General features: G+C 44.2%; 24 protein-coding genes and 2 tRNA genes. 12 read left to right on the top strand and 14 right to left on the bottom strand.

Annotation, left to right across the window (positions count from 1 at the left end; translation table 11 throughout):
- Nucleotides 1–60: 60 nt before the first annotated feature.
- Nucleotides 61–186 (bottom strand): hypothetical protein, encoded by a 126-nt coding sequence (locus FKX85_RS21770; RefSeq protein WP_262711630.1) that lies wholly within the window; start codon nucleotides 184–186, stop codon nucleotides 61–63.
- A gap of 400 nt (nucleotides 187–586) precedes the next feature.
- On the opposite strand from FKX85_RS21770, the gene FKX85_RS09515 reads away from it, so the two are divergent.
- Nucleotides 587–916: an META domain-containing protein gene (locus FKX85_RS09515; RefSeq protein ID WP_229239814.1), complete on the top strand. Its 330-nt coding sequence runs from the start codon at nucleotides 587–589 to the stop codon at nucleotides 914–916.
- Between the two features lie 8 nt (nucleotides 917–924).
- Here FKX85_RS09515 and FKX85_RS09510 read toward each other — a convergent pair whose 3' ends face one another.
- A complete protein-coding gene (locus tag FKX85_RS09510) occupies nucleotides 925–1,377 on the bottom strand; it encodes a hypothetical protein (RefSeq protein WP_141614502.1) in 453 nt (150 codons plus the stop codon).
- Nucleotides 1,378–1,436: 59 nt separating this feature from the next.
- Between FKX85_RS09510 and FKX85_RS09505 the strand changes: the two genes are divergently transcribed.
- Nucleotides 1,437–1,634, top strand: coding sequence for a hypothetical protein (locus FKX85_RS09505; RefSeq protein ID WP_141614501.1), 198 nt, complete (start codon nucleotides 1,437–1,439; stop codon nucleotides 1,632–1,634).
- Nucleotides 1,635–1,715: 81 nt separating this feature from the next.
- On the opposite strand, the gene FKX85_RS09500 is transcribed toward FKX85_RS09505, so the two are convergent.
- From FKX85_RS09500 to FKX85_RS09490, 3 genes are read right to left on the bottom strand one after another with little or no spacing between them, the layout of a single operon-like run.
- Complete coding sequence (locus FKX85_RS09500; RefSeq protein ID WP_141614500.1) at nucleotides 1,716–2,189, bottom strand: nuclear transport factor 2 family protein; 474 nt, start codon at nucleotides 2,187–2,189, stop codon at nucleotides 1,716–1,718.
- Nucleotides 2,190–2,201: 12 nt separating this feature from the next.
- Nucleotides 2,202–2,897, bottom strand: coding sequence for a head GIN domain-containing protein (locus tag FKX85_RS09495; RefSeq protein ID WP_141614499.1), 696 nt, complete (start codon nucleotides 2,895–2,897; stop codon nucleotides 2,202–2,204).
- A gap of 12 nt (nucleotides 2,898–2,909) precedes the next feature.
- The gene (locus tag FKX85_RS09490) at nucleotides 2,910–3,590 is read right to left on the bottom strand and encodes an SDR family NAD(P)-dependent oxidoreductase (protein WP_141614498.1); all 681 of its coding nucleotides are present in this window, start codon (nucleotides 3,588–3,590) and stop codon (nucleotides 2,910–2,912) included.
- Nucleotides 3,591–3,678: 88 nt separating this feature from the next.
- On the opposite strand from FKX85_RS09490, the gene FKX85_RS09485 reads away from it, so the two are divergent.
- The 3 genes from FKX85_RS09485 to FKX85_RS09475 all read left to right on the top strand — a co-directional run bounded on the left by FKX85_RS09485 (nucleotide 3,679) and on the right by FKX85_RS09475 (nucleotide 5,804).
- The gene (locus FKX85_RS09485; RefSeq protein WP_141614497.1) at nucleotides 3,679–4,557 is read left to right on the top strand and encodes a mechanosensitive ion channel family protein; all 879 of its coding nucleotides are present in this window, start codon (nucleotides 3,679–3,681) and stop codon (nucleotides 4,555–4,557) included.
- Nucleotides 4,547–4,885 (top strand): MGMT family protein, encoded by a 339-nt coding sequence (locus FKX85_RS09480; protein ID WP_141614496.1) that lies wholly within the window; start codon nucleotides 4,547–4,549, stop codon nucleotides 4,883–4,885. The genes FKX85_RS09485 and FKX85_RS09480 overlap by 11 nt, the downstream gene beginning before the upstream one ends.
- A 550-nt stretch (nucleotides 4,886–5,435) precedes the next feature.
- Nucleotides 5,436–5,804, top strand: a complete 369-nt coding sequence (locus FKX85_RS09475; protein WP_141614495.1) for a helix-turn-helix domain-containing protein — start codon at nucleotides 5,436–5,438, stop codon at nucleotides 5,802–5,804.
- A gap of 61 nt (nucleotides 5,805–5,865) precedes the next feature.
- Here the strand turns inward: FKX85_RS09475 and FKX85_RS09470 are convergent, their stop codons facing one another.
- Complete coding sequence (locus tag FKX85_RS09470) at nucleotides 5,866–7,332, bottom strand: sodium:solute symporter (protein WP_141614494.1); 1,467 nt, start codon at nucleotides 7,330–7,332, stop codon at nucleotides 5,866–5,868.
- A gap of 54 nt (nucleotides 7,333–7,386) precedes the next feature.
- Between FKX85_RS09470 and FKX85_RS09465 the strand changes: the two genes are divergently transcribed.
- Together FKX85_RS09465 and recR are read left to right on the top strand one after the other, a co-directional pair.
- The gene (locus FKX85_RS09465) at nucleotides 7,387–7,680 is read left to right on the top strand and encodes an ATP-dependent Clp protease adaptor ClpS (protein WP_141614493.1); all 294 of its coding nucleotides are present in this window, start codon (nucleotides 7,387–7,389) and stop codon (nucleotides 7,678–7,680) included.
- Nucleotides 7,681–7,693: 13 nt separating this feature from the next.
- A complete protein-coding gene (gene recR / locus FKX85_RS09460) occupies nucleotides 7,694–8,314 on the top strand; it encodes a recombination mediator RecR (protein WP_141614492.1) in 621 nt (206 codons plus the stop codon).
- 174 nt (nucleotides 8,315–8,488) lie between these two features.
- On the opposite strand, the gene FKX85_RS09455 is transcribed toward recR, so the two are convergent.
- Genes FKX85_RS09455 through FKX85_RS09440 form a run of 4 tightly spaced genes read right to left on the bottom strand, consistent with a single transcriptional unit; the run spans nucleotide 8,489 to nucleotide 12,581 of the window.
- On the bottom strand, nucleotides 8,489–9,232 hold the full coding sequence (locus FKX85_RS09455; protein WP_141614491.1) for a LytR/AlgR family response regulator transcription factor: 744 nt from the start codon (nucleotides 9,230–9,232) through the stop codon (nucleotides 8,489–8,491).
- Nucleotides 9,229–10,290 carry a sensor histidine kinase gene (locus FKX85_RS09450; RefSeq protein ID WP_141614490.1) on the bottom strand — a complete coding sequence of 354 codons (1,062 nt, stop codon included), beginning with the start codon at nucleotides 10,288–10,290 and terminating at the stop codon, nucleotides 9,229–9,231. The genes FKX85_RS09455 and FKX85_RS09450 overlap by 4 nt, the downstream gene beginning before the upstream one ends.
- Before the next feature lie 17 nt (nucleotides 10,291–10,307).
- A complete protein-coding gene (locus FKX85_RS09445) occupies nucleotides 10,308–11,288 on the bottom strand; it encodes a Kelch repeat-containing protein (RefSeq protein ID WP_394345003.1) in 981 nt (326 codons plus the stop codon).
- A 15-nt stretch (nucleotides 11,289–11,303) separates the two neighbouring features.
- Nucleotides 11,304–12,581 (bottom strand): DUF4270 family protein, encoded by a 1,278-nt coding sequence (locus tag FKX85_RS09440; protein ID WP_141614488.1) that lies wholly within the window; start codon nucleotides 12,579–12,581, stop codon nucleotides 11,304–11,306.
- A 267-nt stretch (nucleotides 12,582–12,848) separates the two neighbouring features.
- Here FKX85_RS09440 and FKX85_RS09435 point away from each other — a divergent pair, with 267 nt between their 5' ends.
- Nucleotides 12,849–14,078, top strand: coding sequence for a hypothetical protein (locus FKX85_RS09435; RefSeq protein ID WP_229239813.1), 1,230 nt, complete (start codon nucleotides 12,849–12,851; stop codon nucleotides 14,076–14,078).
- Between the two features lie 13 nt (nucleotides 14,079–14,091).
- Entirely contained in the window at nucleotides 14,092–14,514 is a 423-nt protein-coding gene (locus FKX85_RS09430; RefSeq protein ID WP_141614486.1) for a DUF2141 domain-containing protein, read from the top strand.
- Nucleotides 14,515–14,750: 236 nt separating this feature from the next.
- Here the strand turns inward: FKX85_RS09430 and katG are convergent, their stop codons facing one another.
- From katG to FKX85_RS09410, 4 genes are all read right to left on the bottom strand, one after another.
- Nucleotides 14,751–16,973 (bottom strand): catalase/peroxidase HPI, encoded by a 2,223-nt coding sequence (katG, locus tag FKX85_RS09425; protein WP_394345014.1) that lies wholly within the window; start codon nucleotides 16,971–16,973, stop codon nucleotides 14,751–14,753.
- A gap of 461 nt (nucleotides 16,974–17,434) precedes the next feature.
- Nucleotides 17,435–17,505, bottom strand: a tRNA-Pro gene (locus FKX85_RS09420).
- A complete protein-coding gene (locus tag FKX85_RS09415) occupies nucleotides 17,487–17,750 on the bottom strand; it encodes a GIY-YIG nuclease family protein (protein ID WP_141614484.1) in 264 nt (87 codons plus the stop codon). Before FKX85_RS09415 ends, FKX85_RS09420 begins: the two co-directional genes overlap by 19 nt.
- 40 nt (nucleotides 17,751–17,790) lie before the next feature.
- A tRNA-Ala gene (locus FKX85_RS09410) sits at nucleotides 17,791–17,867 on the bottom strand.
- A gap of 1,323 nt (nucleotides 17,868–19,190) precedes the next feature.
- On the opposite strand from FKX85_RS09410, the gene FKX85_RS09405 reads away from it, so the two are divergent.
- The 3 genes from FKX85_RS09405 (at nucleotide 19,191) to FKX85_RS09395 (ending at nucleotide 24,381) form a co-directional block, all read left to right on the top strand.
- Nucleotides 19,191–19,772 carry an RNA polymerase sigma factor gene (locus FKX85_RS09405; RefSeq protein WP_141614483.1) on the top strand — a complete coding sequence of 194 codons (582 nt, stop codon included), beginning with the start codon at nucleotides 19,191–19,193 and terminating at the stop codon, nucleotides 19,770–19,772.
- A gap of 97 nt (nucleotides 19,773–19,869) precedes the next feature.
- Nucleotides 19,870–20,805 (top strand): FecR family protein, encoded by a 936-nt coding sequence (locus tag FKX85_RS09400; RefSeq protein ID WP_141614482.1) that lies wholly within the window; start codon nucleotides 19,870–19,872, stop codon nucleotides 20,803–20,805.
- Nucleotides 20,806–20,877: 72 nt separating this feature from the next.
- Nucleotides 20,878–24,381, top strand: coding sequence for a SusC/RagA family TonB-linked outer membrane protein (locus tag FKX85_RS09395; protein WP_141614481.1), 3,504 nt, complete (start codon nucleotides 20,878–20,880; stop codon nucleotides 24,379–24,381).
- Nucleotides 24,382–24,386: the final 5 nt, after the last annotated feature.

Below are 24,386 nucleotides of genomic sequence, written 5' to 3'. Positions count from 1 at the left end.
ATTTATACGTCCGCTGAAAGCGGACCGGAATTAGCGGCAATATAATAGATAGACACGGGATTACCCCGTAATGGTGGTGGTAAAAATGGTAGTGGTAATGATGGTAAAAAAAGTGGCGCAGTCCACTGGCTCAAGTGTAAAAGAGCGTTCGATGACGATATGGTTTTTGACTGTGCTAAACATCATTTGCTTATTGATGGGACAATCTTAATCACAAATTTCTATTATGCCAAATTTTTTGTTAACAAATCCTCAATATAAAGTTTCATTTATTAAAACTTTAGCAAAACAACATCACCGTCGCGACAGAACTTTACCTAATCTTTCCTGCCCAATGCGGTACTTTATTAGGCACATAAATCATTTTTAAGCGCATGAATTATTTAAATTCTACAATAAATAGAGAAATTAACACCAAATAATCGAAAGAAAGTGCTGTTTATTTTTTAACTTTTCACCTGAACAATAAATCGTCAACCCTTTTAATTATTTTTCTATGAAACAGTTGAAATTATCCACTCTATTGCTTTTCCTATTCTTAGGCTTTAGTTCTTGCAGTTCCGTTTCTAATCTAAACCCACTCCAAATGCTCACTGGAAACAACTGGGTCCTCTCTTCTTTGATGGGAGGTGGTCTGGACATGTTCAGCGGCGGACTGCCATCTTTGGGATTTACCGATGACGGCAAGCTTACAGGCTCTACTGGCTGCAACTCATTCAGCGGCGGCTATGAACTTAACGGGACCAACATCAATTTGACCCCTGGGGCCATGACCAAAAAAGCGTGCCCCGGAAATGGTGAAAACCAGTTTTTGGATGCGCTAAAAAATGTATCCAACTTCAAAGTGGGCAAGGACAAACTCACGCTATTGGACGGAGCCTCTGAATTGATGACCTTGATTCCACAAGGCAAATAAGGACGGTATCAACTTACTTGGACCAACTGCTGGGTAGCCCCATTAAAAGTCAATGACTCTCCAGTGGCTTTATCCATCATCAATCGGGCAAGTGGCGCTTGGGGAGAAATCACAAACACCACTTGTCCGTTTACCTCGATTTTACCAAAACCAATAGCAATAAACATCACTGCACGATCAGTGCTCACCAAGCTGCCCGGCCTCACTTTTTCATGCTCTTCATTAGGATCGATGCTTCTTAATAGATCCATCTGCACGCAATACTCGCTATGCATGAGTTCTGCCTTATTGATCTCCTGACGGACCATTTCCCTGCCTGTTTCATACTTATCACCAGCACTGCTTTTAGTATCCTCAGCAGCTGACTGCTTGAGCTGCTCAATGCTGGATACGATCTCTTTTTGCTTTTCTGCCAGCAATGTATGCAGTACTTGGTATACTTCTTTTTTGGTAAGTGACATTTTCAACATTTTAGTAACAATCAGATGCGGATGGTTATTTGGTTAAAAGACTTCCCATCGTGGTCATTTTTTCGTTTCTTTGGGACATGAGCATCAAAAACGGTTTTATCGCCGCCATCGCGGTTTTCTTACTTTTCATTCTCTTCAAAAGTAGTATTAAAAGCGATCAAGCCCAGATTATTTTCGCCGTAGCCTTTGTGGTACTCGAAATCGCTATCATCGCCGCAGTAGCCCTTAAAAAGAAATGGAAAGGTTAACACACAATTCCCCATACACCCAACTACTTTGACAAGCCTCCTCTTGATAAGGCATGAGTCCCTAGAATCTACCCAATGCAGCTAGCAACCTTCCTTTCTGCGGGTATCGATGATATATACGATTTTCCACTTCCCGCCCAGCTTCACCAGCTGAAAGGAATTCACCCCACAATGCGACAATTTTCCATTAATATAAAACTCATACGGTGTCCAAGCCGAAGCCATTGCCCCTTCTGTTTTTATCTCATAATCCAAAAGCCTTTCTTCTATTTTCATCTCTGGCGGAATGGCAGCAATGCTATTAACAAAGCCCTCTACCGATACCCGCTCCACGGAATTGGCCTGAGCATCTGTCTTCACGGTCTCCAGTAACGCACTTTCGGTAAAGGCTGCTTTGATCGCTTCCGGACCCTTCTCTTTAAGGCCTTTGAATAGCGCCTCAATAGTGGCTTTCACCTCCAAATCCGCTCCAACAGTCCCCTGTGCCTTACAGGTAGCAAAAGAAAACCCCGCCAAAACAAGCAGGGTCATCAAAGTGATCTTTAATGTCTTCATATCGTTATTCCACTATTCTTTTCTTGAAATATCACCACCAGTATTGGTTTTTACATCCACTAAATCCGGATCTCCGATATACAGGACTTTACCTGCTGTACCTGCAGAACCTTTTATAGACTCACTTACGCTGATAATGGATTTTGCAGCGGTATTGGTCTTTACCTCGGCATTTTTTACCTGAAGTTTCTCACCACTGATGTCTGCCTTGGTATAGGCCCCCAGGTTTAAGTCCTCTGCAGATCCTTCCACAAAAATCTTCGCATTGGTAGTCCCTTCCAAGCTCAACTTAGAGACGTTAACTTTGGTTTCGATATAGCTGCTCGTCTCCGCTCTCAGCATTAATGACTTGCTATCCAGTACATCTTTCACAAAGACTTTGGCACTGGTACTGGACTGCACCTTATCGAGGTCTCCAGCATATGTAATGGTCACTCTTACACTGGTAGAACCAAAATTCCCTTTGCCCATTTTCACCTGCAACTGTCTGTCCTCCACTTCTGTCACTACATTGGAAACTTCTGTTCCTGATGCAAATATCTCCACCTGATACTTATCACCCTTAATAAGCTCCGCTTCGATGGAATTGGAAACTTCCACTCCATTGAAAATAGAAAGGCTTCTTACTTCGTCATTGGTCTGTGCGGAGACCATACTTACTGCCAGCACCAAAAAGGCAGCCAACATACATTTCAAGGTATTCTTCATTCTTTCTTTAGGTTATACGCTTCCATATAGTTTAAAGGTCGTCTGTCTCAAAGATGGATTTGTCGCTGCATAATGCATCGCTTCTGCGATTTCATCCGGGCGAACCCACTTGGAGGAGTCTTGGTCCGGCATGGCCTCCCGATTAGGAGGAGTATCGATAATGCTTGGCACAAACACATGTGACCTGATTTCGGTACCCTCTGTTTCAGCGGCCACCAGCTCGGACAGATTGACCACCAAACTCTTACTCAAAGTGTATGCCACAGTAGATTTTCCTTCCGCGAGATGTAAAGCAGGCTTTGCACCCACAAATAAAAATGTTCCTTTCCCCGTCTTCTTCAACACTGGCAAAAAGGCCTTTGCCATGTTATAGGCACTAAAAAAGTTCAATTGCAGCATCTTTTCCACATCTGCCTTGGATGTTTCAGCGAGATCCCCCATTGAAAACCCTCCGACAAGCATCGCAACGGCTTCCAAATCAGAACCGTACTGAACGGTATATTCCTTTGCAAACTCTGCCACCTTCTCTTCATCTGTCACGTCCAGCTCATAGATATCATTGGCCTCCTCCAATTCTTCGCCTTTTCCCGGTGCCACAGTAGCAATTACCTTAAATCCTTCGCGTTTAAACTTATCCACTACGGCACTCCCCAAATTCCCTGCTGCTCCTGTAATAATGATATTCCTATTCATATTAGTTGTATGGTTATGTTAGCAATTTTGACTAGTATTGATAAAAAAACAGTATCGTTAAAATTAAGACTTTATTTCCGAAAACCACATGACTACTGACAAATCCGAGATCAAGGAGCGTGAAAAGCACAAAAGGATCCTTTTTCTCTTCAAAGTGATCACGTTCATCCTGCTGCTTTGGTTTTCCGACGACCTTTCGAAGAAATTACTACCGTACATTTCTATTATCGACAACGTCCTTAAAGCAGCCGTATTTTTGCTCACCAGCCATATTATCATCTCACTGGGCAGGCTGATCACCGTTCGCTTTTACCTACGAAAAAAAGGCCAGGATCCCTTCAAAAGTAACTTTGTCCTGGGTATTAACCATATCGCAGGCATCCTCAACGTCGTGGTACTGGTCATTTCCATGATGTTTCTACTGGGAATCGACCCCAAAGAATTCTTCACTAGTATCACCATCGTGGCTGCCGCCATCGCCTTGCTCTCCAAGGACTATATCACCAACATGATAAACGGACTCATCATCATGTTCTCCGACCAGCTTAGTCTGGGCGATAACGTCAAAATAGGAGAACAGCAAGGCAAAATACAGGATGTAACCCTGCTCAACATGGTCCTGGTCAACGAGGAAGCAGACACGGTCATGATTCCCAATGCGATGATACTGACCTCCCAGGTGATCAATTACTCCAGACAGCATAACAAAAAGCTGACATTTGAGTTTGAAATGAGCCTCAAACCGACCTTCGAGATTTCCCAAATAGAGGAAAAACTTAAAATGGCCGTGCTTTCCTTTGACAAGTCTGTTGTGAAAAATAGCTTTACACTAAAAACAATAGAAATAAAACACCAAACGGTCTTGCTTAAATGCCAGTTTTTAATGGCCGTGGCCAATAAACCCCTTGAAAAAGAAATCAGAAGACAAATCAACCAAACCATCATCGAAATAGCCCGTGAAAACTGATAAAGAAAATTTCTTTGACATGGTATACCAGGTGGTGCGCCTGATCCCGAAAGGCCGGGTAACCTCCTATGGTGCCATCGCCAATTATCTCGGTGCAAAAAGTGGCGCCAGAACGGTCGGATATGCCATGAATGCCGCCCACACCATGAATGATGTCCCTGCCCACCGGGTGGTCAATAGCAAAGGTCTCCTTACTGGAAAGTTTCATTTCTCACCACCCGAAAAAATGCAAACCACCCTGGAATCAGAAGGGATCACCATCAATAATGATCAAGTGATGGATTTTCAAACTGTTTTCTGGGACCCCAATAAGGAATTGGAATTATAATATTTTAAGCAGGACACCAAAAACTCCCTCATCATTATTAGTAGCCAAGGATCATATACACAGACAGGAAATGTGTTAACGAAATGTATATATCACCATTTTTATAGTGAATACTAGAGGTTATGGTATCCATCACTCTTTTTTTACTCCGCTTATTCGCAGACCTCCATATAAATGAGCAATAAAAAGCTCAATTTAGCGTATAAATAACCCTAAAAAAGGTACAAAAAACCATTTTTACATTTTTTTTAACTGTTGCGTACATGTGCGTAGCTCTATTTTTGCCCACAACGCACTGGTTTATTTACATTTATACCATACTGAAATTCACGAAACCATGAGTTTTATAACAGTTCATTATCTGATCAGATAACATTGCTTACCACACAAGTAATTAAAAATCATTTGTTCGGGCCTGATAAACAAGTTGATTTGACCAGCTGGGATCATACGGATTTCAGCAACATGTATAAGACCACTGGTCCAATTGTGAATCAATGTAAAGTATAAATTAACACACACACCTCTTACCTAGAAAAATATCACAAATATGGAAAAGGAACTAAAACAACACATTGCCGAAAACCTCAGAAAATACCGTGTCCTTAGGGGATTTACCCAAGAATACATCGCTGACTACCTTGGTAAAAAAGACTACACCGCTTACTCAAGATACGAACAGGGTCGTTCAAATCTAAAAATGGACGATGCAATCAAACTCTCCGAGTTATACGATGTACAAATCCAAGAACTGGTAAACGGCACCCCCAGCATCAAGCGCAAGCACATCAATGGAAGCGCAATACAGGGGAACAATTTCTCCGTCATGGTATCACTAGATGGATCTCTGGACACGTTAGAGAATCAATTGAAACGTCTAAAAAGGCTTAATACCTTAATCGAACACGGAGAAGTTTAATCAGAAGGAGGCAGGCTCAGAACCATCCGGCTATCATCATTTTGATGTGAAGCGGGACGTATCACCTTGTTTCGGGCCAGCCTCCTTTCTTCTGGCTAAAAATCAACAAGCCTAAAAACATCACCCCTCCATTCAGAATGAGTACTTCAAACCCAAATTCATAACCGAAAAGCCATTTTTTTGAATTTAAGCTCAAAATAAAGGTTAAAAATGGTGCTATGACAGCTATCCATGGCACCGCTTTATCTTTTACTACCCGCTTGGTAAACAACCCGAAGCTGTACAGCCCCAGTAGTGGCCCATATGTATAGCCTGCAATCACAAAAACGGTATTGATCACGCTTTGGTCATTGATCCACCTAAATAGAAGGATCACCAAAAACATCACCCCAGTAAAGACCAAGTGGACTTTTTTACGGATTGCCTGTTGGCGAACCCTGGTATAGTTCCGCTCGATATCCAGAAAATCGTAGCAGAATGAGGTCGTCAATGCGGTCAAGGTGGAGTCTGCACTGGAGTAAGCCGCAGCAATAATCCCCAATACAAAAACCGTCCCGGCAAATACACTGAAATGCTCCGTTGCCAGCATGGGATAAAGATCATCTGTCCTCACCGGAAGGGTGATATTGTTAACTTCGCAGTAATGGTACAGCAAAACCCCAAGGACTAAAAAGCATAGGTTTACAAACACCAAGATGATGGTAAACCAAAACATGTTCTTCTGCGCATCACCGATGTTTCTACAGGTAAGGTTTTTCTGCATCATGTCCTGGTCCAGCCCTGTCATCACAATAGTAATAAATGCCCCACTGGCAAACTGCTTGAAGAAATTGGTTCCCGCCTGCCAGTCCCAGTTGAAAATCTCCGATCGGGAATCGACAAAAACACGGCCAACAAGCCCTCCCACTCCACTGATGCCAAGGTCTTTTCCCACCAAGTAAATACTCGTACCTACTGCCAATAGCATGAACAGGGTCTGCAGCGTATCGGTCCATACCACGGTCTTGATCCCTCCCCGATGGGTATACAGCCAAATCAGGGAAACAGTAATCAGCACCGACACCCAAAATGGTATCCCCCAATCATCAAACAAGATCAACTGCAGCACCCCTGCCACCAAAAACACCCTAATGGAAGAGCCCAATGTCCTGGAAAGGATAAAGAAAAAAGCACCAGTCTTATACGACCAAAACCCAAATCGATCCTCCAAATAGGCATAAATTGACACTAAATTCATCCGATAATACAGTGGCAGCAGCACCTTTGCAATCGTCAAATAGCCCACCGTATAGCCTAATACGACTTGAAAATAATAAAAATTGGTATTCCCCACTTCTCCCGGCACGCTGATAAAAGTCACCCCGGACAGTGACGCACCGATCATCCCGAAAGCCACCAAGAACCAAGGTGATTCCCGGTCTCCCGTGAAAAATGTCTCCTGCGATACTTTTCTGGAAGTAAAATAAGAAATAATGAACAACAACAGAAAATAGGATGTTATGACGAGGAGTATTAAATTTGAATCCATAGTATGCTATATCATAAAGGCTGCTAATTTGTTTATAATTATTAACTTTGCAAAATGAGCATGCAACCATTAGAACATACTGTAGAAGAGGAAGTGGAAATCTTGCTGGAAGATGTTGTAGACACGGAAGAGCATGACCTGGTGGTATTTAACGATGACATCAACACCTTTGACCATGTGGCCAAAGTATTGATCAAAGTTTGCAAACATTCCCAGGAGCAGGCCGAACAGTGCACCATGATCATCCACTACAAAGGCAAATGCGCTGTCAAAAAAGGCAGCATGAAGCAATTGAAGCCGATGTGCCAGTCTATTCTGGACGCAGGTATCCAGGCTGTCATCGTTTAATCCCCTTTATCCGGTGAACTTTCCCTCCAAACTCATCGAAGATGCGGTCAATGAGATCAGCAGGTTACCCGGCATAGGCAAGAAAACAGCCTTACGTCTTGCCCTCCATTTGCTAAAGCAACCAGAGGCCGTTTCCGACAACCTCACCGAAGCAATCTCCAAGCTCCGGAAAGGGACCTCCTACTGTCACCTATGCCATAACATCTCCGACCAGAAAATCTGTAGCGTATGCCAGGGCGCACGGCGTGACCGAAGCCTTATCTGCGTCGTAGAAGACATCCCAGACGTTCTTGCTATCGAAAATACCTCCCAATACAATGGCCTCTACCATGTACTTGGAGGAGTGATATCCCCCATCCAGGGAATCGGTCCTGAGGAGCTTAAAATCGAATCATTGTTACATCGGATCGATCATCCCCACGCCGGAGATCCTGTTTCGGAAGTCATCCTGGCTCTGCCCTCCACGATGGAAGGTGACACTACTGCTTTTTACATCACCCGAAAACTCAAAGAAAAAGGTACCAAAGTAAGTACCATCGCCCGCGGTATCCCTATCGGTGGGGAATTGGAGTACACCGACGAAGTCACCCTGGGAAGAAGTATCCTTACCCGGGTAAACTATTCTGCTGATTAATTTTCCGAATATCTTTAATTATCGGCAGCTACTCCCCCGATAAAAGTTATTCACAGAAACTGCAGATTTCACTGTTAAAAGAAGCGATATATTTGACAATGAGCATTAGTTATGGTGTAGCATTTATCCTGAAGGGTACTATATAGTGTTTTCGAAAAAGTAGCCATGTTATTCCTAAAGGTTCTTTCTCACCACCAGCTCATAGAAAAAATCCCGATAGGATTCCCCAATGGTAATGAATAGGTCTTTGTTGTAAAGTTTTACCTTGTTCCGGCTAATGTTTTCAATTTGGTCAACAGAAACGACATAAGATTTATGGATGCGGATAAACCCTTTGGAAAACAGGCTCATTTCATAATGCTTAATGGAGTTTAATGTCAGGATAGGTTTGCTTTCATTGATCAAGTGGATTTTCACATAGTCCTTAAATCCCTCAAAACAGGAAATGTCGCGAAGATTGATCTTTACGGTACTATGCTCCACTTTGGCAAAAATAAAACTGCTATGGTCCTTAATGGCCATTGACTCCTCAAGCTGCTTTGGATTCCGCTCCTTTGCCATATCCGTGTTATTGAATATTTTGCTCACTGCTTGAAAAAACCGGTCAAAACTGATGGGTTTCAGTAAATAGTCCACCGCATTGATTTCAAACCCCTTAACTGCATATTCACTATAAGCAGTGGTAAAGATTACCTTTGGTTTATGGGGCAGGCCTTCGTAAAACTTAATGCCATTGATGTCGGGCATATTGATGTCCAAAAATATAAGGTCTACTTTATTGCGCATGATACAGTCCATGGCCTGAATGGCTGAATTAAACTTCCCCTGCAAAGTGAGCATGGGTATTTTGGAAATATAATCTTCCAAAATATCCAATGCCAGTGTTTCGTCATCTATGATGATACAGTTGATATTCATTTCCGGATGGTCAAAAAACTTTTGAAGGTGCTGTTTTCATACACTTGTTTGAAGCTGTGTTTTCCTGGATAGAGGAGTTGCATCCGTTTTCGCAAATTGGTAATGCCCACTCCCTCGGTGTTGGTATTCGTGAAGACACCGTCTTTTTGAGCCCCTACACTGTTAATGACGGAGAGCAAGATTTCCTTATGGTTTTCTTTTATGGAAATCATGATGAAAGAGGGGGCCAAATAACTGATACCATGTTTAAAGGCATTTTCGATCAAGGTGACAAAGAGCAGAGGTTCAATAGGATACTGCTCGTTTTCGATTGAGAACGAGCAGTTGATCTTGGGAGCAATTTCCGGATGGTACTTTAGCTTTTCCAAACTCACATAATTCTTGATAAAGTCGACTTCCTGCCCCAGTGTTACCTTATCCTTTCCCGATTCATAAAGGACATACCGCAACATATCGGAAAGCAACAGGATTGCCGGGGTAGTGTCTTCCGATTTTTTTCTTGCAAGAGAATAAATATTGTTCAAAGCATTAAACAGAAAGTGAGGGTTTAGCTGATTTTTAAGAAAGTTTAACTCGTTGATGATCTTTTGTTTCTCCAGTTCTTCATATTTCTTTTTCTCTCTTTCAAACTGCAATATCAGCTCTATACTGGTCCCCAGTCCCATAATCATCAAAAAACGGATCAGGGAAGGCATGAAGAAATGGAAATTTACGGGAGGCTTCTTAAATTCCCTCATTTCATTTGAATGGTGCTTAGGAAACATTTCCGGAGGAATATCCCTGAAGTAATGGTTCAAACACACAAAAACCGCCATAAAGAGCAGGAAGAAACATGCATACTGAAGGTATTTGCTATTTAGGATGAATTTTGGGATAAGCCATATTACATTGATGAGATAAAAAAGAAGGAGGCCGACATTGGTGATACTGAAATAAAACAGCGAAACGGACCGGACATTGTCATCTGTCAAAAAGGAAAGTGCCGGGGACATAATGATCCCCAGTACCAACAGGTGAATGATCACCTTTAATGTGTTTTTTCGCCGTACTTCTAACATTATTCAGTCATAATAGGTCAGTCCTCTTCATCATAGTCCACAAAGGGTTCCAGCTCCCAGATATCATCAAACCGAAGGCTGGAGCTCTTTCCAAGCAGCACGTAGGCCCTTTCCCCATTGACAGAAAACGCTGAAGCACCGGTTCGGAAAGTGCCTTCGTAATCGGTTTTCTCTGCCCAGGTATCGGTGGACGGATCGTACTCCCAAGTGCTGCCGATTATGGATCCCCTGCTCCCAACGGTGATATATCCGTAACCGCCGATGGTAAAGGAACTTCCATTGGATCGATAGATCAAATAATCATCGTCATAGTCCAAGTCTTCTTTTTTGGTCCACTCCAAAGTATTACCGTCCAAAGCCCACAGGTCAAATTCGTAGGAACCATTGTTGAGTCCTGTGCAAACATACGCAATGTCATCGATAACAAAAGCCGTTGCTCCCTGCCTTTTGGCTCCACCCATGCTGATGATCTGCTCCCAGGAATCCGTCGCTGGGTCATATTGCCAGAAATCTTTCTGTTCGCTGCCGTCATAGCCCGTCCCAATATAACCTTTTCCCGTAAGTGAAAAACCCACTGCATCGTAACGTGCCGTGCCACCAAAAGAGGCCACTTCCGTCCATGTGTCCGTGTCGGGATCGTATTCCCAAAAATCCTTTAGCCTGTCCGTTCCGTCATAGCCTGTCCCGATATAGCCTTTACCATCAATGGAAAAGGCTACTGCATTGCTTCTTGCGGTACCCGGGAAATCACCTCTTCGTTCCCAATAGTCCCCAGCCGGATTATATTCCCAGAAATCATTCAAATATTCATCGCCTGTATAGCCGCCCATGATGAAGGCACGGTCACCTATGGAAAAAGCCGCGGCATTGGACCTGCTATCCCCATCGAAATACGATCTTCTGACCCAGTTTCCTTCTGATGTTTCCTCTTCATCACCGGCACAAGACACCGTGCCCAGTAGTCCTAAAAGAGCGAGGAGGAAGTTTACTAATTTCACTTTGCACATTTTTTTTTAATTTAATGGAAGATATGTTATGTCTATTTTTATTTTTTGTTCCCCGGAAATATCCGAAAGGATAAGTCCACTGGTCTCTATGGTGCCCGTGGATGCAGGTACGCTGATCCACAACGCATCCTGATTGTTTATTCCCTTGGAGAGTTTATAGTCGATGAACGGTTTTATGGGGACTTCATAAAACGTCTTTTCCTGAAATTGCTCGTCCCAGGAGGTTATAGCAGTGCTTCCTATTTGCTGAATAATCAGGTTCTTTTTGTCGACAATACTGATGTTTATCGTCGTCAAGGGAGTATTGAAATACTGATTGTAGGTATCTGGCTTTAAGGGAAGTCTAAGGCTGGCGGTGGTGATATAATAATCATCCGCCAGCTCCAGCAGCTCATGGATATTGGGAAGTTCCAAGCGGATGGAGGCCCCCAGGATAAGGTCTGCCATGACCACATCTCCGGATTTTTCCCTTGGGATATTTTCGTAGGCGTCTGGTGACACATAAAATAACGAACTGCGATCGATGCCCAAATGCGTATATTGTTGACTGCCGGCAGCGACGGTAAGCTTCAGTACCTTGGCCCCTTCGTCCAGGTCGCTGGGAATACGGTAATAGAATCCAATATAGGAATCCTCTGAAAAGCTCATGAGGGCACTGTTATCCTCGGTGCTCAGCATAAGCCCCTTAAATACCTCTTCCAGGTTTTCGGTGGAAGCGAAGGGACCGTCATGGTCTTTTCCCAGTTCGAAAAAGCGTTCACCAAAGTCTGCCGGTAAGGTGATGGTCAGGGAGTCTTTGTGGGGAACGACCCTGGAGGGGACGAATGCCATAGGCTGGTCGGTATGGCCGAAAGTCTGGTAGCTGTAGATATCGCCATTGTCATCTGCTTCGAGTTCTTCGGTCAATTCATAAACCGCCACATCAAAAGCCGGCAGCGTATCATAGTGGTACTCCTCGTAAAACAGTACCAGGACCGTCGAATCCAGTCTACCTTCTTCCTCAATGGTAGTTCCGGAACTTAGCCCAAACTGCAAATAGGGTTCGGCATGGATTTGCCCCCTTATATCATCCTCATGATGGCCAAGCATAAACGAACTGATGGAATTGGTCACCAGCGAATCATTAAAATAAGTGAACAGGTCCACATCGGTATATTCGATCAGCCGAAGTTCCAGTTCATCGCTATCCACGACCATTTGTGATTCTGTAAGCGTGTCGTTTTGAAAACAGCCCGACAGGACGAGAAGTGACAGTAAATGGAATAATGGTTTGTCTTTTATCATATATTATCCCCAGGTGAGGACTTTTTTATTGGCTACAAAGCAACCATAAAGCGGTGGGGAATGTCGAAAAAATAGATTTGCAGGTGTTTTTTGTCGATGAAACAGCACATGTGCTCTATATGTGCCAAATATTCATTTCCGCTGAATGGACAGTGATTTTTATTCTAAAACACATACTCGTCGTGAAATTCAAGGTGTTGGTCTATAAATCGGAAATAGGGATCCTGCTGAAACTACCTTGCATGAAAATTTCAAATTATGCATGCCATGCTAAGGATACTTTGTTGTAGTGTTTGTTTTCTGATTTTTCAGGGTGAGCTGTTGGCCCAAAGGGGCGACGGCTCACTTTATTCTTCCTATGGGGTAGGTTTATTATCAGAAAGCAATTTTGGCCAAGCGGCAAGATTATCGGGGAGCGGTGTGGCAGCCCGGTCGCCTTATTTCCTGAATTACCTCAACCCTGCCAACGGCACCAGTGTTACGGCATATAATTTTATGGCCGATGCGCAGGTGGATTATAGGTTAATGAATATCCAGACCTCCTCTGAGGAAATTACCATCAACAGGACCAATCTTAGCTTGGTATCTTTTTGGTTCAGGACATCCCGGAAATCGGCTCTTAGCTTGGGGATCATGCCCATCGCCAGTGTGGATTACAGTTTTGTGAAAAAGACCTACTTTGCCGGTTTTGATACACCTTTTGACAAGGCCATCAATGGTTACGGCAATATCAACAAGGCCTTTGCCAACTTTGCCTTCGATGTTACCCCAAGACTGACATTAGGTGTGAGGCCATATTTTGCTTTTGGTCATATCAACCACGAAAAGTACTATGATACGGACGAAGTGACCAGCGGGTCCGTGGCAGGTTTCACCATGAACGACCGGGACAATTATAATGGGTATGGACTGGATGCCGGGCTGCAATATGTAGCCTTTAAAAGAGGTGATAAGCAAGTAAACATAGGCCTTTCTTATGAATTCCCTGCCAGGCTAAAAACCAGCACCACGTCGATGGCCTATCTTAATGAAACCGATTCGGTCCTTTATGAAACATCAAGTATTGAGGAGATCACCAAGTTAGGGACCTCGCTAAAAGGCGGGCTGGCCTACCAAAGTAAAAAGTGGCTTATTGCCGCCGACTACAGCTATAAGATGTTTTCCCCGGCATGGGAAAACTACACCAATAGCCACAGGTTAAGTGTAGGTGCTGAATTGATGCCCAATTTCTATAGTTATAAGTTGCTGGACAGGATGAATTTTTCTGCCGGATTATTTTATGACACCGGGTATATCAAATCAGGTGGTGTACCGATCAATGTCAAAGGAGCTAGCCTTGGCCTTGGTGTTCCCATTCAAGGATTTACCCGAATCAATCTTTCCTATCAATACCAGCAGAAAGGTGACGTTTCCCAACTTTCCAAAGAAACCACCCATGGCATCACCCTTAATTTCAACATTGCTGACGTCTGGTTCCAAAAACCAGTTTACAAATAATGGATTATAAAAAATGAATTTACTTTATCTACTACTGGTGTATTTAGTGCAGCCAAATCATTTGGAATACGCATATACGATCATATCTGTCGACAACCTTGATATGGAGCTGGGAGGGAATGTAAAAATACAGGTGTTCGATGAAAACACCATGGCATCTGAAATAATGGAGCCAATTTTCGAAAAAACAGTAGCAGCAAACGAAAACCAGCTGCCCATCAGGTTAGATGCGCTTCCTGAAGGGAATTACATGATTGCAGTATTACACGACAGCAATGGAAATGGAAAGTTGGACTATTCCTTTTTTGGCGTTCCCAAGGAAGGCTTTGCATTTTCCGGTCAGTTCTCTTGCGAGCTAAAATCCGCTGGCCCGTCCTTACATATCATCCATTTATCAAGAGGATTACAGCATGTCAAGCTACATTTATGTTATTGATTATCATGAATATTATTTTTCAGGGCCAAAATCGCTAACGGTTTATCACCGGGCACCTTCTGTTCATCTCATAAATCCGCCTCCAGTGACCTTGAGATCTAATGTTCCAATAAAATCAAAACCCAACTTAACAACCACTGGAAAAACAGACCGGCCAATCTGCTACGGATAGCTATCCGTAGCAGATTGGCCGGATGATTATATCCCTTTCATATTATAAATGGCTCCGAAATCGGTTAATTTTCCGGGTAAATCAGATCAAACCTGTCCAGCTTCATCACCTTATCCCAAGCTGCAACAAAATCTCTGATGAATTTCTCCTTGGCATCCTTGGCAGCATATACTTCTGCCAAAGCCCTGAGTTCGGAATTGGAACCAAATATCAAATCTGCTCGTGTAGCAGTATACTGGACCTCTCCGGTATTTCGGTCTTTCCCTTCAAACACCTCCTTGGCATCATCCACTGGTGCCCATTCCGTCCGCATATCCAACAGGTGGACAAAAAAATCATTACTCAAGGCTTCTTTGTTTTTCGTAAAGATCCCGTGTTCACTGCCATCGAAATTGGCATTTAGGGAACGCATTCCCCCAACCAACACGGTCATCTCTGGAGCCGTCAAGGTCAGTAGTTGTGCTTTATCCACCAAAAGCTCCTCGGTGGAAAGCGTATATTGAGTTTTTAAATAATTCCTAAAACCATCTGCCATTGGCTCCAACACTGCAAATGATTCCACATCCGTTTGCTCTTGCACTGCATCCATCCTTCCTGGCACAAATGGAACGGCCACCTTGACCCCGGCATTGGAGGCAGCCTGTTCGATGGCAGCATCTCCCGCCAGTACAATCAGGTCGGCCATCGACACTTTTTTCGGCGCATGGGAAGTGTTATATGCTGTTTGGATCTTTTCATAGACCTCCAACACTTTAGTCAATTGCTCAGGATTATTGACTTCCCAATCCTTTTGCGGGGACAACCGAATACGCGCACCGTTGGCACCTCCCCTTCGATCAGAACCTCTGTAAGTGGACGCTGAAGCCCATGCTGTGATAGTCATTTCCCTTAAAGTCAGTCCTGAGTTTAGCAAGTCAGCCTTTAACTTGGCGATATCGCTGTTATCAATTAATGGGTGGTTGACAGCAGGTATTGGATCTTGCCAAATCAAATCTTCGTCAGGTGCCTCAGGTCCCAGGTAAGTAGTCCTTGGCCCCATATCCCTATGGGTAAGCTTAAACCAGGCCCTCGCAAAAGCCTTATTGAATGCTTCAGGGTCTTCATAGAATTTCCTGGAAATCTTTTCGAAACTCGGATCGAACCTTAGCGAAAGGTCCGTGGTGAACATGGTAGGCTTATGCCTTTTTGTTTGATCAAATGCATCCGGCACGGTCATATCCGAATCCTTTGCTACCCACTGATGGGCTCCTGCAGGACTCTTGGTCAGCTCCCACTCATTTTCAAATAAACTGACAAAGAACAAATGGCTCCACTGGGTCGGCGTAGGTGTCCAGGTTACCTCCAGTCCTGAAGTAATGGCATCGGCACCTTTTCCGGATTTATAATCACTTTTCCATCCAAATCCCTGCTGCTCTATACCTGCTGCCTCCGGATCATCCCCCACATGACTGGCAGGACCGGCCCCATGGGCTTTACCCAAGGTATGTCCTCCGGCAATCAAAGCCACGGTCTCTTCTTCATTCATACCCATTCTTCCAAAGGTGGCGCGGATATCATCTGCCGCCAATAAAGGGTCGGGATTTCCATTTGGCCCTTCTGGATTGACATAAATCAACCCCATCTGCACCGCGGCCAATGGATCTTCCAGCTCCCTGTCTCCAGAGTAACGTTCCTCGTCACCCAACCATTTTTTTTCCGCTCCCCAGTACACATCCGTTTCCGGTTCATAGGTATCCACCCGGCCACCGGCGAAACCAAATGTTTCAAACCCCATATCTTCGAGCGCTACGTTGCCGGTAAGTACCATCAAATCGGCCCATGAAATCTTACGGCCATATTTTTGCTTTATTGGCCAAAGCAAACGCCTGGCTTTGTCGAGGTTTGCATTGTCCGGCCAGCTGTTCAGGGGGGCAAAGCGCTGCTGTCCCGCTCGGGATCCTCCGCGGCCATCCCCCGTACGATAGGTACCGGCACTGTGCCAGGCCATCCTGATAAACAAGCCACCATAATGTCCGAAATCCGCCGGCCACCATTCCTGAGAGTCCGTAAGGACCTTTCTGATATCGCTTTTCAGGGAGTCATATTCCAGACTGTTAAACGCCTGGATGTAGCTGAAGTCCTTCTCCATGGGATCAGACAAAGAAGAATGCTGTCTAAGCATGCTCAAATCCAACCGGTTAGGCCACCAATCTTCATTCTGGGCAGCCTTTACCTTTTTGGTAGCCCCGGAATGTCCATCGGCAGATACATTTTCATCAGGTGAACGTTGATCGCATGAAGTAGCCATCAGCCCCCATACCATAATGCCTATAAAAGGTAGTGTCTTTTTCATTACTTGTTAGTTTAATGTTAAGATTGTATTACAACATTACGGAGTAAAACGGATATTATCCCAATAACATAAATTGATAATTTTTATAATACGATAGAAAAAATCTATTAAACATCCCTGACCCATGTGCCTCCATAAGTCAAGCCAACTGGATGATCGAACCATAGAGATTACGTAAAAAAAGCCCTAAAACGGCTCTCAGAGCTCGGTTCGCTATATAAAAATGGTAATCTCCAGCCAAAACAGAGGCTAATTGGTTCGATATTTCCCGAAAAACGGTGCTTTTCAAAAAACCATTCTCGAACCGAAAGGATTAATTCTTTAGTTGATTATATCTATTTGATTTATAATAGTTTACAGAGAAAAAAAATAAAAAATAAAAAATGGAGCGAAAAAATCGCTCCATTCCAGTTGTGTGGAAAATATCGGATTCGAACCGATGACCTTCCCGACATCCGTCGGGACGCTCTAGCCAACTGAGCCACCTGAGGACTCAATCAACCACTCAATATATTTCCTGCTCTTCTTTCGCTTGATCTCCCGCTCTCGTTTCAGTGCTTCCGTTCGATCTTGACAATCTTCCAAATAACGGACTTCCCAATTAGGAGCACCGCCTTTTGTTGACGGTGTAAGCCCTCTATTATGATGAGCAAGACGACCTCGGATATCCTTACAGCTCCCTATATAATATCTACAGGTCTGAGAAGAATATAGAATATATACAAAGTACATATTTTACAAAATAAAAAAAGCTTGCATTGCTGCAAGCTTTTGGTGGAGAATATCGGATTCGAACCGATGACCTCTACACTGCCAGTGTAGCGCTCTAGCCAACTGAGCTAATCCCCCAATCTTTATCATTCAACGAAAATGGTTGAGCCTTGGTACTCTTTCCCTATATCAGAAAGTAAAAACCTGACCCCATCTTCTATTGTTCTTAAACAAACTCAATCCGATGAACTTCCCGACATCTGTCGGGACGCTCTAGCCAACTGAGCTAATCCCCCAATCTTTATCATTCAACGAAAATGGTTGAGCCTTGGTACTCTTTCCCTATATCAAGAAGTGAAAACCTGACCCCATCTTCTATTGTTCTTAAACAAACTCAATCCGATGAACTTCCCGACATCTGTCGGGACGCTCTAGCCAACTGAGCTAATCCCCCAATCTTTATCATTCAACGAAAATGGTTAAGCCTTGGTACTCTTTCCCTATATCAAGAAGTGAAAACCTGATCCCATCTTCTATTGTTCTTAAACAAACTCAATCCGATGAACTTCCCGACATCTGTCGGGACGCTCTAGCCAACTGAGCTAATCCCCCAATCTTTATCATTCAACGAAAATGGTTAAGCCTTGGTACTCTTTCCCTATATCAAGAAGTGAAAACCTGATCCCATCTTCTATTGTTCTTAAACAAACTCAATCCGATGAACTTCCCGACATCTGTCGGGACGCTCTAGCCAACTGAGCTAATCCCCCAATCTTTATCATTCAACGAAAATGGTTGAGCCTTGGTACTCTTTCCCTATATCAAGAAGTGAAAACCTGACCCCATCTTCTATTGTTCTTAAACAAACTCAATCCGATGAACTTCCCGACATCTGTCGGGACGCTCTAGCCAACTGAGCTAATCCCCCAATCTTTATCATTCAACGAAAATGGCTGAGCCTTGGTACTCTTTCCCTATATCAAGAAGTGAAAACCTGATCCCATCTTCTATTGTTCTTAAACAAACTCAATCCGATGAACTTCCCGACATCTGTCGGGACGCTCTAGCCAACTGAGCTAATCCCCCAATCTTTATCATTCAACGAAAATGGTTGAGCCTTGGTCCTCTTTCCCTATATCAAGAAGTGAAAACCTGATCCCATCTTCTATTGTTCTTAAACAAACTCAATCCGATGAACTTCCCGACATCTGTCGGGACGCTCTAGCCAACTGAGCTAATCCCCCTTAACAAGGCCACAAATATAGGATGGGCTTTTTATTGAAACAAGATTTTCATGCTTTTTGGTGGTCTTTTTTTTACACTTCCTTCAATACTTAAAAAAAAATGGGGCACGGCATATAAACAGGCAATCGAAGTTCATATTTGGATAACCTAAACTTAAAACTATATCTGGACTTTATTTTTTAACATTCCCTTACTTTGCTCTTTGGAGGCAAAACTATGAAACAACCCCTTAACAGCATTTCTGATTCCCAACTCTTGTCACGACTGAAACAAGGCGAAAATACAGCTTTCCAAGTCATCTATGACCGGTACTGGAAACGGCTATACGCTTATGCGTATAGTGTCTATAGAGATGAAGGAGTTTGTGAAGATTGTGTACAGGAACTTTTTATCAGCCTTTGGCAAAACAATAAAGAGACGACCATCCTCCACCTAGAAAGCTACCTGTTTAAGGCCATTAAGTACAAGCTGTCCGCGCACATCAAGAAACTAAAGTTTGACGTTGTCCATGACGAAGAGCTAAAGCTTCTCGGTAATCCAGAAAGTGAAAAAACCGACATGGAATACCTCGAACTGGAAGAAGTCATCACCGCTCACATCAATCAACTTTCCGGCAAATGCCGCGAGGTCTTTGTTCTCAGCCGGATGAAAAACAAATCCAACAGTGAAATTGCCGAAGAACTGAAAATTTCAAAGCGAACCGTGGAAAGCCACATTAGCAATGCATTAAGACTACTTCGCTCCAGCCTTCGAGAAACCAGCTACTTCTCACTTTTTATTATCCTAAGATTACTGTAATGTAACCTTATCAGTTAGAGAATTAAGAAACCTTTAAGTTCACTTTTTCGACTCCGTGTGCTGCTCCTTTTCCACACTATCCCTTAAAGAGCACATTTTGAAAAGAGAAGAATTCTTGAAGCTGGTGGCAAAACACCGGCAGGGTACCGCTTCTGAAAGCGAAGTAAAATTAATTGAAAAATTCTACGACAATATGCAGCACCGTACCTCGGCAGAAGAGGTCGCAAGCATGACCTCAGATGAAAAGGGACTACAGCTTTTCCAAGCTATTTTATCAAAACTACCAGAGGAGAAAAAGACCAGCACCAAGCCTATCTGGCCTCTCTTTAGGATTGTCGCTGCTTTCACCCTCATTTTAGTCATGGGAATCACCATAAAGCACCTCACCGACACCCGAACCATCACTGTCTCTACAGCCATGGGCGAGCAAAAGGACATCCTCCTCAAAGACGGCAGTATCGTCACGCTGGCTGAAAATAGCCGCCTTACCTATCCTAATAAATTTGGAAATAGCAGGGATGTCAGACTGGAAGGCAGGGCTTTATTCGATGTTCAACGGGATATAGCAAGAACTTTCTCAGTGCGTACCAAAAATACAAATGTAAAAGTATTGGGAACCTCTTTTGATGTGGACGCAACAACAGCCGAAGCCACCACCGTCAGCGTGATCAGCGGTAAGGTTCAGGTAAATCCACAAAGTCATCCGAAAGAAAAAGTGCTACTGACCAAAAACCAGCAGGTCACCGCTTCCTCTTCCCAGTTATCGGCAATTTCCACATTCGAGGTCCAGCAACCTATCGCCTGGACCAAAATGATCATCCTCAAAAACACCACGTTTGGCGAAACGGCCGAAATTCTCGAAAACCGCTTTGGGCTGGATCTCATATTTGAATCAGATGAATTGAAAGAGGAGCGCATCACCGGGAAATTTAAGGATGAAACGCCAGGGAACATTTTAAAAAGCATCGCCTTGCTCAAGCAGGTTTCCTTTGAGTACCAAGATACACATACCATTTACATAAAAGAAAAATAAACCGACACACCTAATGCCAGTCAGAAAAGAAAATTATTTACATAAACTCAACCAAGTTAATTTCAGTTAAAAATGAAAACACCACTACAATTTTTAGCTGCTCTGAACCGAAAAGCGGGGCTTCTTTTGCTCAGTTTATTCCTCATGGCAGTTCAAGCACATTCCTCCACAGAAGGAAACAAGCTCTCAAAGGTCCGGTTATCACTATCGCTGGAAGATGCTAAAGTCACTCAGATACTTTCCGAAATCGAGCGAAAAACAGCATTCTATTTCGTATTTGACGAAAAGGTAAGCCAAGATGCATCATTGTTCTCTTTCCGGTTTACCAATGAACCTTTAATGGAAATCCTAAACAAAATCGGGCAAGAGGCGGGGCTTTCATTCGAAGCCACTAACCAAACCATCACGGTCTTACCCTCCGGACCAACCCGGCAAACGCTGACAGGAAAAGTCACCGATATTTCAGGAGAAGTTCTTCCCGGCGTAACCCTTCTCATCCAAGGAACCTCCAAAGGAGGGGTCACCGATGCCAGCGGGGAATTCAATATGGAAATCGAATCCTTCCCGGTGACGTTAATCGTTTCTTATCTGGGATATAAAACCCAGCAGGTACCTGTACAGAAAGCCGGCGACCTGACCATCATTCTTGAGGAAAATGTCAATGCCCTGGATGAAGTGGTCGTGACGGCCTTAGGCATGAAAAGGGAAGAAAAGAAACTCGGCTATGCCCAGCAAACCATTGACTCCAGGCAGCTTACCGATGCCCGTCCCAACAACTGGTCAGAAGCCCTCCGCGGAAAGGTCCCTGGCCTTCAAATCAATGGACTTGGCGGCCCGGTCGGTTCCCAACAGATTATTTTGAGAGGAAACAGCTCCCTGGATCCTGGCAATAACGGCGCACTGATCGTCATTGACGGAGTACCTATCCAAAATGAACATCCCGGTTCCGGACCATCGAACGGCTATATGGGTGGAAGTGCCAGCAATGACACTCCAGTAGATTATGGCAACGCCATCTCTGACCTTAATCCTGATGACATCGAGAGCGTTTCGGTACTAAAAGGCCCAGCGGCTTCGGCCCTCTACGGCTACCAAGCGGCCAATGGCGCCGTCATCATCACCACCAAATCCGGCAAAGGCCAAAAAGGATTGGGTGTCACCGTCAGCAGCAACACCAAATTTGACAATATCCAACGATGGCCAGATTGGCAATACGAATATGGCCAAGGCAGTGGAAAAGGAGGATACCTAAAACCTGCTACCGACGAAAATGGCAATCCTGTTCCTTATAATGACCGCCTCTACTACAGCTATGGAGCCTCTGAAGATGGCAATAGCACAGCAGGCAGTAGTAGCGCCTTTGGGCCTAAATTTGACGGACAATATTATTACCAGTATGATCCCACCGTGGAAGGGCAATCTCCCGAAAGGCAGTTATGGAGACCTTATGAAAACAACCGTAAGGACTTTTGGCAAACCGGTGTCACGCAAACCACAAACATTTCTATCCAAGGAGGAGATGAAAAAGGTTCTATGCGAGGCTCAGTGACCCACTCTAAAAATGACTGGATCATGCCTAACACAGGTTTTGAGCAATTGTCACTTTCGGTAAACGGAAACTACCAAGTAACCGACCGCATCAAACTCAGCTCGGTGGTGGACTACAGAAACCGCACCAGCGACAACCTTCCCGGTCAAGGATACAACAATCACTCCATTGCCTATTTTATGATTTTCCAAAATCCAAATGTGGACCTCGCCTGGTACGAGCCCATATGGAAAGAAGGCCAGGAGCAGGTGGAAATGATCCGTCCCTACAGTAGCTACATCGACAACCCTTACGCCATGGTGTATGAGATCCAAAACAGCCTCGATCAATATGCCATTACGGGGAATTTTAAAATGGACATCGAACTACACCCTAAGGTCAACCTCATGCTCCGCGGTGCCCTGAACATGTATGACAAAAACATGGACCAAGAAAGGCCTTATGATATCAACCGGTATGCCCGTGGGTATTACCGCAAAACAAACGTGTTTAAGCAAGAGGTAAACACCGACTTTTTACTGAGCTACTCCGACACATTTGATGATTGGGAAGTCACTGCTAACCTCGGCGGAAACAGGATGGACTATCGCTATCTACGCCAAGACTCCTGGGCAGAAGGGCTCGAGATTCCGGGCGAATATAACTTAGTAAACGGCTCACAGCTATTTACCAGCAAATTTGACGGCTATAACAAAGTCAACAGTTTGTATGGCATGGTGACCTTGGGCTGGAAAGACAAAGTGTTCCTTGATATTACCGGACGTAATGACTGGAACAGTATCTTGCCCAAACACAACCAGTCATATTTCTTCCCATCGGCAAGTTCAGGTATTATCCTGAGTGAAATTTTCAGTATGCCAAGTAGCATTACTTTTGCCAAACTGAGGGCTTCTGTAGCCCAAGTGGGTGGAGCAGGAAAATATGGCAACCGCTACAGCACGGACAAATACTACCGACGCTCTGACTTCCCTGGTTCGGCCTTGGCACCAACTTCCCTTTACAATACGGATTTCAAACCAGAGATTACTACAAGTAAAGAGTTTGGAATCGACTTCAGAATGCTCCAAAGCAGGCTGAAATTGGATGTGGCCGTTTACCAAAACAACAGTAAAAACCAAATATTCAATGCGCCACTGCCCTATTCCTCAGGCTACAGAAGTGTAACGATCAATGCCGGCGAGGTGCGTAACCGCGGAATTGAGGTCATGCTCAATGGTACCCCGGTCAAAAACAAGCACTTCAAATGGAACACTACCCTCACATGGGCCAAGAACAAAGGCACCGTCATGTCACTACATGAAAATGCTGAAGGTGGCAGGTTCGAAATGCTAAGCTCATCTGGCGCAAAGCTCGTCGCCGTGGAGGGAGGATCACCAGCCGCACTTTACGGTAGAGGCTATAAAAGAAGTCCGGAAGGTGAAATTATCTTTGATGAAAACGGTGCACCGGAAATGACCGATGATATCATTTACATCGGAGATACCCAACCGAAATGGGTCGCTGGTTTCATCAATTCCTTCCAATACAAAAACTTCCGCATCAACGCAGTCATTGACGCCAAATACGGGGGAACCATTTACTCACATACCCACCATAAGCTTACCCAACAGGGCAAACTGGACCACACCCTTGTGGGCCGGGAAGAAGGAGAGCTCGTCGGCAAAGGTGTCGTGGACAATGGCGACGGAACTTATTCCGAAAACACCACCCCGATCTCCATTGCCAATTATTACAACCTGATGTATCCACTTGCCAATACGGAAGCAAATAGTTTTGATGCATCATTTATAAAGCTGAGGGAAGTTACCCTTTCCTATGACTTCTCTGAAAAATTCCTTTCCAAAACGCCACTGAACGAAATGCGGCTTTCGGTATACGGCAGGAACCTTGCCGTCCTCTCGGACTTTCCGATATACGATCCAGAAGTGGCCGGATTTGCCGGAGGCACCAATATGCACCCCGGCGTGGAAGTGGGACAAATGCCTGTCCCTAACGAATACGGAGTGAATGTCGTCATCGGATTTTAATCAAC

Source organism: Echinicola soli (genome assembly GCF_006575665.1).
GTDB lineage: Bacteria > Bacteroidota > Bacteroidia > Cytophagales > Cyclobacteriaceae > Echinicola > Echinicola soli.
Note: the sequence above shows the minus strand (reverse complement) of the source record. Positions and strands in the feature narration are given on the sequence as shown.